Origin of the sequence: Amycolatopsis orientalis DSM 40040 = KCTC 9412, from assembly GCF_000478275.1 — a bacterium.
GTDB lineage: Bacteria > Actinomycetota > Actinomycetes > Mycobacteriales > Pseudonocardiaceae > Amycolatopsis > Amycolatopsis orientalis.
Genome location: NZ_ASJB01000093.1, coordinates 103,374 through 116,342 on the forward strand (window position 1 = coordinate 103,374; position 12,969 = coordinate 116,342).

Genomic DNA, 12,969 nt, shown 5'->3' on the forward strand with positions numbered 1-12,969 from the left:
AGAAAGGACTAGGGACGCCGGATGGCGTCTTCAGCACCGTACCCGGCAGGGCTGACGGGCTTCGCCGCGCCATTGACCGAGTCCAGGCTCTCCAGCAGGTGCTTCCCGATCAGCGCGTCGTCGGGGAGCGCGATCGGGTATTCGCCGGAGAAGCACGCGGTGCAGAGCCGCGACTTCGGCTGTTCCGAAGCGGCGACCAAACCGTCCAGGGAGATGTAGCCCAGCGTGTCCGCGCCGATGGAACGGCGGATGCCGTCGAGGTCGACGCCGTTGGCCACCAGTTCGGCGCGGGAGGCGAAGTCGATCCCGTAGAAACACGGCCAGCGGACGGGCGGCGAGGCGATCCGGACGTGCACCTCGAGCGCGCCGGCCTCCCGCAGCATGCGGACGAGCGCGCGCTGGGTGTTGCCGCGGACGATGGAGTCGTCCACCACGACGAGCCGTTTGCCGCGGATGACGTCGCGCAGCGGGTTCAGCTTCAGCCGGATGCCCAGCTGGCGGATGGTCTGCGACGGCTGGATGAAGGTGCGGCCGACGTAGGCGTTCTTCACCAGGCCGGTGCCGTAGGGGATGCCGGAGCCCTGCGCGTAGCCGATGGCCGCCGGGGTGCCGGATTCGGGCACCGGCATGACCAGGTCGGCGTCGGCCGGGTGCTCGCCGGCGAGGCGGCGGCCGATCTCGACGCGGGTCGCGTGCACGCTGCGGCCGGCGATCGAGGTGTCCGGGCGGGCGAGGTAGACGTACTCGAAGACGCAGCCCTTGGGCTCGGGGTTGGCGAAACGGGAGGAACGCAGGCCCTCGGCGTTGATCGCGATGAGCTCGCCGGGTTCGACCTCGCGGACGAACGACGCGCCGCAGATGTCCAGCGCGGCCGTCTCGCTCGCGACCACCCAGCCGCGTTCGAGCCTGCCGAGCACCAGGGGGTGTACGCCGTGCGGGTCGCGCGCGGCGTACAGGGTGGACTCGTCGGCGAAGACCAGGCAGAACGCGCCCTTGAGGGTGGGCAGCAGTTCCAGCGCGGCGGCTTCGATGCCCTTGTCGGCGGCGTTGGCCGCGAGCAGCCCGCACACCAGGTCGGAGTCGCTGGAAGAACCTGTCAGGCCCGCGTGCGGCTTGAGCCCGGCCTCGGCCGTGCGGTCGCGCAGTTCGGCGGTGTTGACGAGGTTCCCGTTGTGCGCGAACGACAGTCCACTGCCGGTGGCGGTGGTGCGGAAGATCGGCTGCGCGTTCTCCCAGATGGTCGCGCCGGTGGTCGAGTAACGGCAGTGCCCGACGGCGATATGCCCCTGCAGCGACTGCAGGACCTGCTCGTCGAACACCTGGCTGACCAGGCCGAGATCCTTGAAGACGACGATCTGCGAACCGTCGGAGACCGAGATGCCGGCCGCTTCCTGGCCGCGGTGCTGAAGTGCGTAGAGCCCGTAGTAGGTCAGCTTCGCGACCTCTTCTCCGGGCGCCCAGACACCGAAGACGCCGCATTCCTCGCGGGGTTCCGGATCGGGCTGGTCGGTCACGGGCTGTCCAGGGACGGACGGGTCGGAAACCACCGAGGTGCTCCCAGGGGAGAAGAGGGCAGGCCGCCACCAGTGTAAACGGTGGGCAGGAGATCAACGCGCCGCGCGACGTGGCACTGGACACGCTTCAGTCGGCTACTCGCAGTGAGTCCGCGTCCCACGATCGAAGTGGGCAGGACGTGATCGAAGCTCGCACCTCTACGTATGACCGTGAGTGACGGGCAGGGTTCAGGACCCGGCACTCACGACCCCCGACCAGCCGACCGCTCCCCCTCGACAGAGGCGGTCGACTGTGCTTGAGCGGCTTGATCAACCGGCGGCGAGCCACTTGGACGTGCCACCGCGACCCGGAACCCAGCATCCCTTGGACACCTTCTCCGGGAGATACAGCGAGCCGGGCGTGCGCTCGTCCGGGAGCGCGAGCAGTGCCGTCAGCACCGTCGCCGCGTCGCCGGCGGACCGCCACAGCCACACCTCCGGCTCGAGGATGTCCTCCTCGGTGCCGGGCATACGGGTCGCGATGACATCGTCCTCGGCGTTGAGCCGGACGACGTCGACCACGTTGTCGTGGACTCGCACGCCGACCACGGCCAGGACCTCGCCGTTCGCGTCGCACGGGTGCACGAACTGATACCCGCGGTGGATCAGTTCCTTGAGGCCGCTTTCGATATCGGTGATTTCCGCGGTGATGGTGTCACCCGAGAACATCATCGAATTCGCCGTCCTTGGCACCCGCGAGGAACGCGGCCATCTCAGCCTGGGTGTAGATCAGCGCGGGTCCGGTCGGGAAGCGCGAATTGCGCATCGCGATCTCACCGGACGCGAGCGGAGCCACCTCCACACAGTTGCCGATCGCGTTGCTGTAGCTCGCCTTGCGCCAGTGCGCACCGGTAAGACGATCAGCCGGGATGCCGTTGTCGAACTGTTCAGCCATGGTCCCCACCTTCCCCGACAGAAGACTTCGGGCGATGCATCTGCATGTGCATTTGCTTGTGATCCAAAGTTAGCACGTGTGGCTGCAGCGGTAAATGCACGTGCAGAAGTTTCTGCAGAATTCGCGTGCAGTGAGTATCAGGTCCATCGACCGTCCCACTAAAGCGTGATGATCGCCTTCCCCAATGGGGGAACAACTACAGTTCGTGAGCACGTTTTGGGGCGGGCGCGAGAAAACCCCCACCGTCACCGGGACGGCGGAGAACCCCACAACGGTGAGTGACTCAGATTTCCGCGCGGCGCTTCAGGAGCATCTGGCGGCTGCGGTCCGGCGTCTCCGCGTCGACCGCGAGCATGTCGAGCGCCCGGCTGTACCGCTCGATCTCGTCGCGCTTGTCGATGTAGTGCGCGCCGGTCAGGCATTCGGTGTAGGCGATGTTCGGCAATTCCTCTTCCGCGAACCTGAGCAGCGAGAACGCGCTGTCCGCGGAGTAACCGCTGCGATCGAACGGGAGGATCTGCACCGAGATGTTCGGCTGCTGGATCATCTCCAGCAGGTAGTCGATCTGCCCCTTCAGGATCTCGCGATCGCCGATCGGCCGGTGGAGCACCGACTCGTCGAGCACCAGCCACAACCGCGGCGCGTCCGGCCGGGACAGCATCTTCTGCCGCCGCATGCGCAGCGCGACCCGGCGAAGGACCTGCTCATTGACCATGTCCGGACGGCCGTGGCTCATGATCGCCCGCGCGTAGGCCTCGGTCTGCAGCAGACCCGTGACGTACAGCGGCTCCCAGACCTGGATCCGGGCCGCCGCCTCTTCGAGTCCGACGAGGTCGTTGAACCAGCTCGGCATCAGGTCGCCGTAGCGGCGCCACCAGCCCGGCTCGTTCGACTCCTTGACCATGTCGAGGAACTGCTGCCGCTCGTCGGGGTCGGTCATCCCGTACATGGTCAGCAGGTCGGCGACGTCGCGTTCCTTGAACCCGACCCGGCCGAGTTCGAGACGGCTGATCTTCGATTCGGAACCCCGGATGCTGTAGCCGGCCTCCTGGCGCGTGATCCCGGCGTCCTCGCGCATCCGCCGGAGCTGTGAGCCGAGGATCATCCGGCGCGCGGTGGGACCCAGGGACTGCTCACCACCGGGCGGGTTGACCGCGTTCATCGACCGGGGACCTTTCGTACGCCAATACTCACCAGGGATCAAAACCCGACTACTCAAAGTACACGTTTGGGCCTCGACACGACAGGCATGGCTCGGTTTACCGGTCGCGCACGTGGTTCTACTCTACGTAGAGCCCGAGACTTCCGACACAGTTTTGTGAGGTTCAAGATGCCCGACGCCCCGACCCGGACGGAACGAGTGCCTGTGGGTGTCGACCCGACCCGGGCCAGCATCGCCCGGGTGTACGACGCCTTCCTCCTCGGCAAGGACAACTACGAGATCGACCGGGAGGTGCTGCGCAAGGTCCAGCAGGCCGCTCCCGAAGCGCAGGACCTGGCGACCGAGAACCGCGGCTTCCTGATCCGGTCGTGCCGGTTCCTCGCCAGCCAGACGGGCATCACCCAGTTCCTCGACCTCGGATCCGGCCTCCCGACCGCGGAGAACACGCACCAGGTCGTGCAGCGGATCAACCCGGAGATCAAGGTCGTCTACGTCGACAACGACCCGGTCGTACTCGCGCACGGGCGCGCCCTGCTCGAAGAGAACGAGAACACGCACTTCGTCTCGGACGACATCTTCGAGCCGGAGCGGATCCTGGAGAACCCGGACATCCAGCGGCACATCGACTTCACGCAGCCGATCGCGTTGCTGCAGCTCGGGACCCTGCACCACTACAACGGGCCGCACGAAGCGCCCGCGCAGATCATGAAGAAGTACATCGACGCGCTGCCGTCGGGTTCGTACGTGGCGATCTCGCACTTCTCCGACCCGCAGGACGAGCTGTCCGAGGTCGCCCGCAAGATGGAGGACTTCTTCCTCCACAGCCCGATGGGCTCGGGCACCTTCCGCACCAAGGCCGAGATCGAGGAGCTGTTCCACGACCTCGAGATGGTCGAGCCCGGCGTCACCCTGTGCGCCGACTGGTGGCCGGACGGCCCGCGGATCAAGGAGCTGAACACGGCTCAGCGGACGATCTCGGGCGGCGTCGGCCGCAAGAAGTAAGGCTCCGCCCCCTCGCGTGCGTGCAATGAAAGGACCTTTCCTTGCAAATTTCGCAAGGAAAGGACCTTTCATTGCACGCGGGGACGGGGTTCAGAGCCGGACCAGCGGCAGCCAGCGGGCCAGGTCGGCCCGGCTCCCGGAGGCGGTGACCCGCCCCGATTCGACGGCGTCGGCCCAGGCGAGCAGGCCGGTCGCCAGTTCCAGCCACGTGCGCGGATCCGTTTCGACGACGTTCGGCGGCGTCCCGCGCGTATGCCGCAATCCTTCGACACACTGCACCGCCGCGAACGGCGGCACCCGCACTTCGACACTCTTCCCCGGGGCGTCCGCGGCCAGCGTCCGCAGGCTCAGGCGGACCGCCGCGGCCAGCTCGGGACGGGCCGGATCCGGAGCGGATCCGCTCAACCAGGGGGAAATCGCCGTGATCGCGGCACGTAACTCAGCGGGGTCGACCGAACGCGAAGAGGCCATGGGAGAACAGTAGAGTGAGCGCGAACAAACCTTCAGGCACCCGGAACGTGGGGATGGCGATGGCGCAGCGGGACGAGGCGGATCGGTCGGCGTCGAGCCTGGCGGGCAAGCGGAAACAGCGCAAGCCGAAGATCACCGAAGAGATGCGCGCCAACGCCAAGGCCAATCCGAACAGCTGGCTGTACGTCATCGACGAGGCCTTCGATCCCGATGGCCCGGTGCCGTCCTGGGCGGTCGTCGGCGCGTACCCGGTGAACGGCACGGGCGAGATCGTCGAGGACTTCCACCCCAACGACCGCTACCGCCCCTCGCCCAAGGCGCTCGGTTTCCCGGAGCCGCGCAACGAGCTGGAGCAGTTGCTGCAGCTGGTGCGCACGAACCACCGCCCGGCCGCCGACCTGCCGCGGGTCTTCCTCGACTCGACGCTGTTCGTCTACGCCCTTTCGCCGGTCCAGCGCACGGTGATCGGCTTCCACAACACCGACGGCCAGGTGCTGGTGCCGGCGTACACGGCGAAGACGCTGGTTCCGAGCGAATGGCCGCACGCCCGCGCGGTGCTGGGCCGGGACATGGTCCCGTTGCTCGCCGGGCATCCGGTGGCGATCAATCCGCACGATCGCCTCACCGCGATCGTCCCCTCGGAGCACCTCGACAAAGCCCTTTCGGACGAGCGCCGCTAGGGGCTCGATTAACCCACTCGGCCCAATATTCCGCCGTCGAACGCAACTCTTTCGGGTGATGTTCGAGTCGCTGATTCCCTTTCCGCGGGGGATCGTGGCGACGTGATGAGTCGCAGAGTGTGTTCGAAAGGCTGGGGGGCCGTCCTCGCGGCGGGGGTCTTGCTGCTCGCGCAGACCCCCGCCGCGGCACAGGAAGCCAGGCCCAGATACGACGGGGCCGAGGAGCATTACGCCGGCTCGCAGATCGCGTTGCACGAAGGCGTCGACGCCGTGCTCGGCCCGCTTTACGGCGGCGAGGCGCAGACCCTCGGCCACGACGTCAGCGGACATCAGGGCGACGTCGACTGGCCGGGTGCGGCCAGGACCGGCGCGAAATTCGTCTACGTGAAGGCGACCGAGGGCACGGGTTTCGTCAATCCCCGGTTTCTTCAGCAGTACAACGGTTCCTACGGTGTCGGCCTGATCCGCGGGTCGTACCACTTCGCGCGGCCCGACATCTCGGACGGCGCTTCGCAGGCGCACTACTTCGTCGACCACGGCGGCGGCTGGTCCGGCGACGGCAAGACGCTGCCGGGCGCGCTCGACGTCGAGTACAACCCGTACGGCGAAACCTGTTACGGCAAGACGCCCGCCCAGATGGTGGCGTGGATGGCGTCGTTCGCGGAGACCTATCTGTGGCGGACCGGACGGCATCCGGCGATCTACACGTCGACGAGCTGGTGGAAGCGCTGTACCGGCAACAGCAACGTGTTCTGGCAGAACCCGCTCTGGCTCGCGCGCTACAACACCGAGATCGGTGAGCTGCCCGCCAGCTGGAAGACCCAGACGATCTGGCAGTTCTCGAACAAGGGCAGCCTGCCCGGCGACCAGAACTGGTTCAACGGCACGGAAGATCGAGTGCGCGCTCTGTCACAGGGCTGAGCCCCTCACCTACGAGTGTTACAAGATCACAAATCACCACCAAGATGGAAATGAAAATCACCCACGTGTAGTACCAATTTCACGGAAGTTAGTGACAAACCCGACACCGTCGTCAACAATCGTGGCCGGACGGCTACCTGCAGTTAGTCGTCCTCAGCGAGGGTTATCCGTGAAGGGATTGTCGTATGCGCACTTCCCGAAGAATCGCCATCGCCGTCGGCTCCGCGCTGCTCCTGCTCAGCAGCACGGTTCAGGCGTCGGCCGCCCCGTCCCCGGAGATCATGTCGATCGAACAGGATCTCCAGCGGAACGACCACACGATCGGATCGCAGATCCGGCGCGTGGAAGGCGACACCTCCACCCCGGAGTCCAAGGCCAAGGCCGCTCAGCCGCAGCCCGAAGCCGGGGTGCTCGCGACGGTCGCGGGCATGGACGTCGCCAGCTACCAGCAGAACGTCGACTGGGCGTACTGGTGGGGACAGGGCAAGCGCTTCGTGTGGACGAAGGCCACCGAAGGCACTAGCTACAAGAACCCGTACTTCGCCCAGCAGTACAACGGTTCCTACAACCAGGGCTTCATCCGCGGCGCGTACCACTTCGCGCTGCCCAACGTCTCCGGCGGCGCCGCGCAGGCGGACTTCTTCATCAACAACGGCGGGGGCTGGTCCGGCGACGGCAAGACCCTGCCGGGTGCGCTCGACATGGAGTACAACCCGTACGGGGCCACCTGTTACGGCTTGAGCCAGGCGTCCATGGGGGCATGGATCCGGGCGTTCCACGATCGCTACAAGGCGCGCACCGGCCGCTGGCCCGTCATCTACACCTCGACGAGCTGGTGGAGCACCTGCGTCGGCACGTCGCAGAACTTCGGTGGCACGGTCCCCCTGTGGATCGCGCGCTACGCGTCGACCGTGGGTTCCCTGCCCTACGGCTGGAGCTTCTACACCGTGTGGCAGTACACCTCGAGTCCGCTCGACCAGAACACCTTCAACGGCGCCTACGACCGTTTGCAGGCACTGGCCAACGGCTGAGCTGCGCATTTCGTGAAGAAGCGGCTCCCGGCCTCGGCCGGGAGCCGCCCTCGCGCGCGAGGTACCTTCCGAGCAGAATGCCCCTGAGCTCCTGGCACGGGCGGATCCGGAACCGGTATCGGCCACCGTCCGTCTGATCTCCAGCCTCAGGCCCCAGTACGGAAGGCGAGACCCGATGACCTACCCACCCCAGCCAGGCCAGCCCTACGGCCAGGACCCCCAGGGACAGCAGCCCGGCGGCTACCCGCAGCAGGGTGGATGGGACCAGACCCAGCAGTACGGTCAGCAGCCTCAGCAGGGCTGGGACCAGACCCAGCAGTACCCGCAACAGCAGCAGGGCTGGGATCCGAACGCGCAGCAGCAGGGCTGGGACCCGAACAACCCGGGCTACCCGCAGGGTCACGGCGGCCCGCCCGCGCCGCCGCCGAAGAGCAAGACCGGGCTGATCATCGGGATCGTGATCGGCCTTGTCGTGCTGATCGCCTTCGGTGTCACCGGTTTCGTCGCGCCGGGCTTCCTGCTGAGCAAGGACGAAGGGAACAACACCGCCGCGCCGCCGCCGGCGTCGTCGTCCGGCAACGCGCCGACCGAAGCGCCGAAGAGCAGCAGCCCGAAGTCGAGCGCGCCCAAGAGCAGCCCCAAGAGCACCGAAAGCGGTGGCAGCGGCTCCGAAGGCAACCCGAAGGGCGTCCAGAGCCTCAAGGACTTCATGGCCAAGGTGAGCGCCGGTGACAAGGCGGGTGCGCTGTCGCTGGTCTGCGAGGACATGAAGGCGACCATGGGCGACTCGATCGACATCATGGCACCGGCGCCGTCGCAGCTGGAGATCACCAAGACCTCCGGCATCGGCGACGGTTTCGTCAGCGGCGACATCGAGGGCACCGTCAAGGGCAAGAAGGTGAGTGGTTCGGGGATCGCTTCGGACGACAACCCGGACAAGTCCTTCTGCGTCCGCAACTTCTTCGTATTCTGAGCAGATGAGGCGGATGCTCCGCTCCCCCCTGCTCTGGACGTTCGTGGTCTCGCTCGTCCTCCTGCTCGCCGTCGGCGGCTGGTTGCTGACCGATCCGGCGACCAGCCGCAGCGAGGCGCTGAAGACCGGCGGTATCGCCGGTGGCGCGATCGTCGCGCTCTACGCCTTGTGGCTCAACGACCGGCGGCGCCGCGTCGAGGAGCGGCGGCAGGAGATCGAGCGGCAGCGCCAGGAACTCGAACTGCGGCGGGCCGACCAGGACCGGGACCGGATCTCGGACGAACGGTTCGCGAAGGCCGTCGAACTGCTCGGGCACGACGCCGACCAGGTGCGGGTGGGGGCCCTGCACGCGCTGGCCGGGCTGGCCCGGGGACGGGCGGTCTACACGCAGACGGTGCTGGACATCCTGTGCTCGTACCTGCGGCGGCCGTTCAAGCACCCGCGGTACGCGGACACGGCGAAGCTGCCGGGGAACACGCCTCCCAAGGAAGGCGAGGTGGCGGAGGACCAGGAACTCCAGGTGCGGCAGACCGCGCAACGGCTCATCGGCGAGCTGCTGCCCGCGGCCGATTCCGAGGGTACGCGCGGATACGACCTCGATCTGACCGGCGCGGTGCTGGAGTACCTCGATCTGTCGGACCGCAAGATCGGCAAGCTGCTGCTCCGTTACGGCGGGCTGTACAACAGCACCAATCTGTCCGGCTGTGTGTTCCTGGGACCGGTGTACCTGACCGGCGCGGGCACGAAGGAGGACAAACGCATCGGCTTCTTCCGTTGCCGTGGAGCCAAGTTCACCCAGCGGGCTTGGTTCAGCGGAGTGCAGTTCTCCGAGGACGTCGAGTTCGACGGCACGGTGTTCGCGGGCGAGACGTCCTTTAAGGACAGTGTCTTCGCGAAGAACGCCGTCTTCACCGGAGCGGAGTTCGGGAAGACGCTGGATCTGCGCCGTGCGCGGTTCGAAGGCTTCAGCGACCTGAAGTTCCGCAAGGCACCGGTTTCCGTGTCGTTCTACAACACGACGGTGGAACCGGAGCGGGATCACGAACTCCCGGCGGGCTGGGTCGTCGAGACCCTGCCCGACGGCCGTGCCCGGCTGACGGTGAAGAACGGATGAGGCGGCTGCTCGGATCGCCGCTGTTGTGGACGCTGTTGTCCTCGGTCGTGGTGCTGGTCGGGGTCACCGCCTGGCTGCTCACGGATCGCGCGACCAGCCGCGGTGACGCGCTGAAGACCGGCGCGCTCGCCGGCGGGGCGATCGCCGCGCTCTACGGGCTTTGGCTCAACGACAGGCGAAGGCGGACCGAGGAGGACAGGCACGAGATCGAGCGCAGCCGGATCTCGGACGAACGCTTCGCCAAGTCGATCGAGCTGCTGGGCAACGAGGCCGATCAGGTCCGCGTCGGCGCGATGCATTCGCTGGCCGGCCTGGCCAGGACGCGGCCGGAGTACCGGCAGACGGTGCTCGACGTGTTGTGCGCGTACCTGCGGCGGCCGTTCGACCATCCGAAGTTCAGCCCCGCCGAAGACTGGAAAGACCCCGAACGCAAGGCCGGGGCCGAGCGGGAACGGCTGGTCCGTCGCGCGGCCGAACGGCTGATCCGCGACATCCTCCCGCACAGCGGGACCACCGGGCCGACGTTGTCGCTCAACCTCAGCGACGCCCGGCTCGACAAACTCGAGCTGCTCGGCAGGCGAGTCGGCTGGTTCGGCGCGGATCGCAGCGAAGTGCTGACGCATCTCGACCTCACCGACGCCGAACTCGCGGGGAAGTTCTCGCTCAGGAACGTGACGATCCACGGCAGGTTCGACGTCACCAGGGCCGAGTTCAAGCGGAACGTCCTGCTGGACAACCTCGTCGTCGAGACGCCTGTCGACCTCGGCGCGGCCACCTTCGCGGAGCCGCCGTCGCTGGAGGGGGCCGAGTTCGCGGACTCGTGAGTGGTAATGACGGTTAGAACCGTCATTACCACTCACGACAGCCCTTAGTCGAACAAGGCGGGGAGCGTGCGCTCCCAGGTCTCGCGAAGCTCGTCCAGCGTGAACTCGGTGATGTCCTGGAGTTCGAGCGAGCCCGATTCCGGGTCCACCACACCGGTCTTGCGCCACGGCAGGCCGCGCGCGGTCAGCATCTCGGTGAACCGCAGTTCCTCGGTGCGCGGCACGGCGACCAGCACCCGGCCCGCGGACTCGGAGAACAGCTGCACGAACGGGTCCTGGTCCGCGTCGAGGAAGACGCGGGCGCCGCACTGTCCGATGAGGACGGTCTCGACGAGGGTCTGGATCAGGCCGCCGTCGGAGAGGTCGTGCGCGGCGGAGATCATGCCGTCACGGGAACCGGCGATGAGCACGTCGGCGAGCAGCTTCTCGCGCGCCAGGTCGACCTTCGGCGGGCGGCCGCCGAGGTGGCCGTGGAGTTCGCGCGCCCAGGCGGAACCGTCCAGCTCGTCGTGGGTCTCGCCGAGCAGCAGCAGGGTTTCCCCGGCCTCCGCGCCGATCCCGGTCGGGATGCGGCGGGTGACGTCGTCGATCACGCCGAGCACGCCGACCACCGGGGTCGGCAGGATGGCCACGTCACCGGTCTGGTTGAAGAAGCTGACGTTGCCGCCGGTGACCGGGATGCCGAGTTCGACGCAGCCGTCGGCCAGACCGTGCACGGCCTGCTCGAACTGCCACATCACGCCCGGGTCGGTCGGCGCGCCGAAGTTCAGGCAGTCCGACACCGCGACCGGCTTCGCGCCGCTGGTGGCGACGTTGCGGTACGCCTCGGCCAGCGCGAGCTTCGCGCCCTCGTATGGGTCGAGGAAGACGAACTTGCTGTTGCAGTCGGTCGAAACCGCGACGCCGCGGCCGGTCGACTCGTCGATCCGGATGACGCCGGAGTCCGACGGCTGCGAGAGCACGGTGTTGCCGCGCACGTAGCGGTCGTACTGGGAGGTCACCCATTCCTTCGACGCCTGGTTCGGCGACGAGATCAGCTTGAGGATGTCGGCGCGCAGTTCGTCCGGAGTGGACGGACGCGGCAGCTTCGCCGAGGTGTCGGCCTGCAGGGCGTCCTGTGTGGACGGCCGCTGGATCGGCCGGTCGTACACCGGGCCCTGGTGCGCCACGGTGTGCGCCGGGACGTCGACGACGACCTCGTCGTTCCAGGTGATGACCAGGTGCTCGCCGTCGGTGACCTCGCCGATGTCGGTGGCGATGACGTCCCACTTCTCGCAGACCTTCATGAACGCCTCGACGTTCTCCGGCGCGACGACCGCGCACATGCGCTCCTGCGACTCGCTGGAGAGCACCTCCGCCGGGGTCATCCCGGTGGCGCGCAACGGAACCCGGTCGAGGTAGATGTGCATACCGCCGTCACCGGCGGCCGCGAGCTCCGACGTCGCGCAGGAGAGCCCGGCGCCGCCGAGGTCCTGGATGCCGACGACGAGCTTCTGGGAGAACAGTTCGAGGCAGCACTCGATGAGCACCTTCTCGGTGAAGGGGTCGCCGACCTGGACGCTCGGGAGCTTCTTGCGGCCACCCGAGGATTCGTCGCCGGAGAAGGTGTCGCTGGCGAGCACGGACACGCCGCCGATGCCGTCGAGGCCGGTGCGCGCGCCGAACAGGATGATCTTGTTGCCCTTGCCCGAGGCGAAGGCCAGGTGCAGGTCTTCGACGCGCATCGCGCCGACGCACAGGGCGTTGACCAGCGGGTTGCCGGAGTAGCTCGGGTCGAACACCAGCTCGCCGCCGATGTTCGGCAGGCCGAGGCAGTTGCCGTAGCCGCCGACACCGGCGACCACACCGGGCAGCACGCGGCGGGTGTCGGGGGCGTCGGCCGGGCCGAAGCGCAGCGCGTCCGCCACCGCGAGCGGGCGCGCGCCCATCGCCATGATGTCGCGCACGATGCCGCCGACGCCGGTCGCGGCGCCCTGGTACGGCTCCACGTAGGACGGGTGGTTGTGGCTCTCGACCTTGAAGGTGACGGCCCAGCCCTCGCCGATGTCGACGACGCCCGCGTTCTCGCCGATGCCGGCGAGCATCTTCTCCTTCATTTCGGGAGTGGCGGTCTCGCCGAAGTAGCGCAGGTGCTTCTTCGAGGACTTGTACGAGCAGTGCTCGCTCCACATCACCGAGTACATCGCCAGTTCGGCGTCGGTCGGACGGCGGCCGAGGATCTCCCGGATCCGGGCGTACTCGTCGTCGGCGAGGCCGAGTTCGACGTACGGCTGGCTCTGTTCCGGGGTCGCTTCGGCAAGTGCGGTGGTGTCGACTGGGATGTCAACGGTGCTGGTCACGGTG

At 67.5% G+C, this 12,969-nt stretch carries 13 protein-coding genes; 7 read left to right on the forward strand and 6 right to left on the reverse strand.

The window, feature by feature from the left end; all coding sequences use genetic code 11:
• Positions 1–8 precede the first annotated feature (8 nt).
• The 4 genes from purF to L324_RS38050 form a co-directional block, all read right to left on the reverse strand.
• Positions 9–1,547, reverse strand: a complete 1,539-nt coding sequence (gene purF, locus L324_RS38035; protein WP_037320462.1) for an amidophosphoribosyltransferase — start codon at positions 1,545–1,547, stop codon at positions 9–11.
• A 276-nt stretch (positions 1,548–1,823) separates the two neighbouring features.
• Positions 1,824–2,225, reverse strand: coding sequence for a hypothetical protein (locus tag L324_RS38040; RefSeq protein ID WP_037320464.1), 402 nt, complete (start codon positions 2,223–2,225; stop codon positions 1,824–1,826).
• Positions 2,209–2,448, reverse strand: a complete 240-nt coding sequence (locus tag L324_RS38045; RefSeq protein ID WP_037320466.1) for a DUF397 domain-containing protein — start codon at positions 2,446–2,448, stop codon at positions 2,209–2,211. Before L324_RS38045 ends, L324_RS38040 begins: the two co-directional genes overlap by 17 nt.
• A 283-nt stretch (positions 2,449–2,731) precedes the next feature.
• On the reverse strand, positions 2,732–3,610 hold the full coding sequence (locus tag L324_RS38050) for a Sco1979 family transcriptional regulator (RefSeq protein ID WP_037320468.1): 879 nt from the start codon (positions 3,608–3,610) through the stop codon (positions 2,732–2,734).
• A gap of 204 nt (positions 3,611–3,814) precedes the next feature.
• Here L324_RS38050 and L324_RS38055 point away from each other — a divergent pair, with 204 nt between their 5' ends.
• Positions 3,815–4,612 carry an SAM-dependent methyltransferase gene (locus tag L324_RS38055; protein WP_037320470.1) on the forward strand — a complete coding sequence of 266 codons (798 nt, stop codon included), beginning with the start codon at positions 3,815–3,817 and terminating at the stop codon, positions 4,610–4,612.
• 90 nt (positions 4,613–4,702) lie between these two features.
• On the opposite strand, the gene L324_RS38060 is transcribed toward L324_RS38055, so the two are convergent.
• A complete protein-coding gene (locus L324_RS38060) occupies positions 4,703–5,083 on the reverse strand; it encodes a sterol carrier family protein (RefSeq protein WP_037320474.1) in 381 nt (126 codons plus the stop codon).
• 59 nt (positions 5,084–5,142) lie between these two features.
• Between L324_RS38060 and L324_RS38065 the strand changes: the two genes are divergently transcribed.
• The 6 genes from L324_RS38065 to L324_RS38090 all read left to right on the forward strand — a co-directional run bounded on the left by L324_RS38065 (position 5,143) and on the right by L324_RS38090 (position 10,626).
• Positions 5,143–5,763 (forward strand): type VII secretion system-associated protein, encoded by a 621-nt coding sequence (locus L324_RS38065; protein ID WP_438938481.1) that lies wholly within the window; start codon positions 5,143–5,145, stop codon positions 5,761–5,763.
• 105 nt (positions 5,764–5,868) lie between these two features.
• Positions 5,869–6,684, forward strand: coding sequence for a lysozyme (locus L324_RS38070; protein ID WP_037320479.1), 816 nt, complete (start codon positions 5,869–5,871; stop codon positions 6,682–6,684).
• A gap of 185 nt (positions 6,685–6,869) precedes the next feature.
• Positions 6,870–7,715, forward strand: coding sequence for a lysozyme (locus L324_RS38075; RefSeq protein WP_037320481.1), 846 nt, complete (start codon positions 6,870–6,872; stop codon positions 7,713–7,715).
• 175 nt (positions 7,716–7,890) lie between these two features.
• The gene (locus tag L324_RS38080) at positions 7,891–8,688 is read left to right on the forward strand and encodes a flagellar basal body-associated FliL family protein (RefSeq protein ID WP_037320484.1); all 798 of its coding nucleotides are present in this window, start codon (positions 7,891–7,893) and stop codon (positions 8,686–8,688) included.
• A 4-nt stretch (positions 8,689–8,692) separates the two neighbouring features.
• Positions 8,693–9,802, forward strand: coding sequence for a pentapeptide repeat-containing protein (locus tag L324_RS38085; protein WP_037320487.1), 1,110 nt, complete (start codon positions 8,693–8,695; stop codon positions 9,800–9,802).
• Positions 9,799–10,626, forward strand: a complete 828-nt coding sequence (locus L324_RS38090) for a hypothetical protein (protein ID WP_037320489.1) — start codon at positions 9,799–9,801, stop codon at positions 10,624–10,626. The genes L324_RS38085 and L324_RS38090 overlap by 4 nt, the downstream gene beginning before the upstream one ends.
• A 44-nt stretch (positions 10,627–10,670) precedes the next feature.
• Here L324_RS38090 and purL read toward each other — a convergent pair whose 3' ends face one another.
• Complete coding sequence (purL, locus tag L324_RS38095; protein WP_152547125.1) at positions 10,671–12,965, reverse strand: phosphoribosylformylglycinamidine synthase subunit PurL; 2,295 nt, start codon at positions 12,963–12,965, stop codon at positions 10,671–10,673.
• Positions 12,966–12,969: the final 4 nt, after the last annotated feature.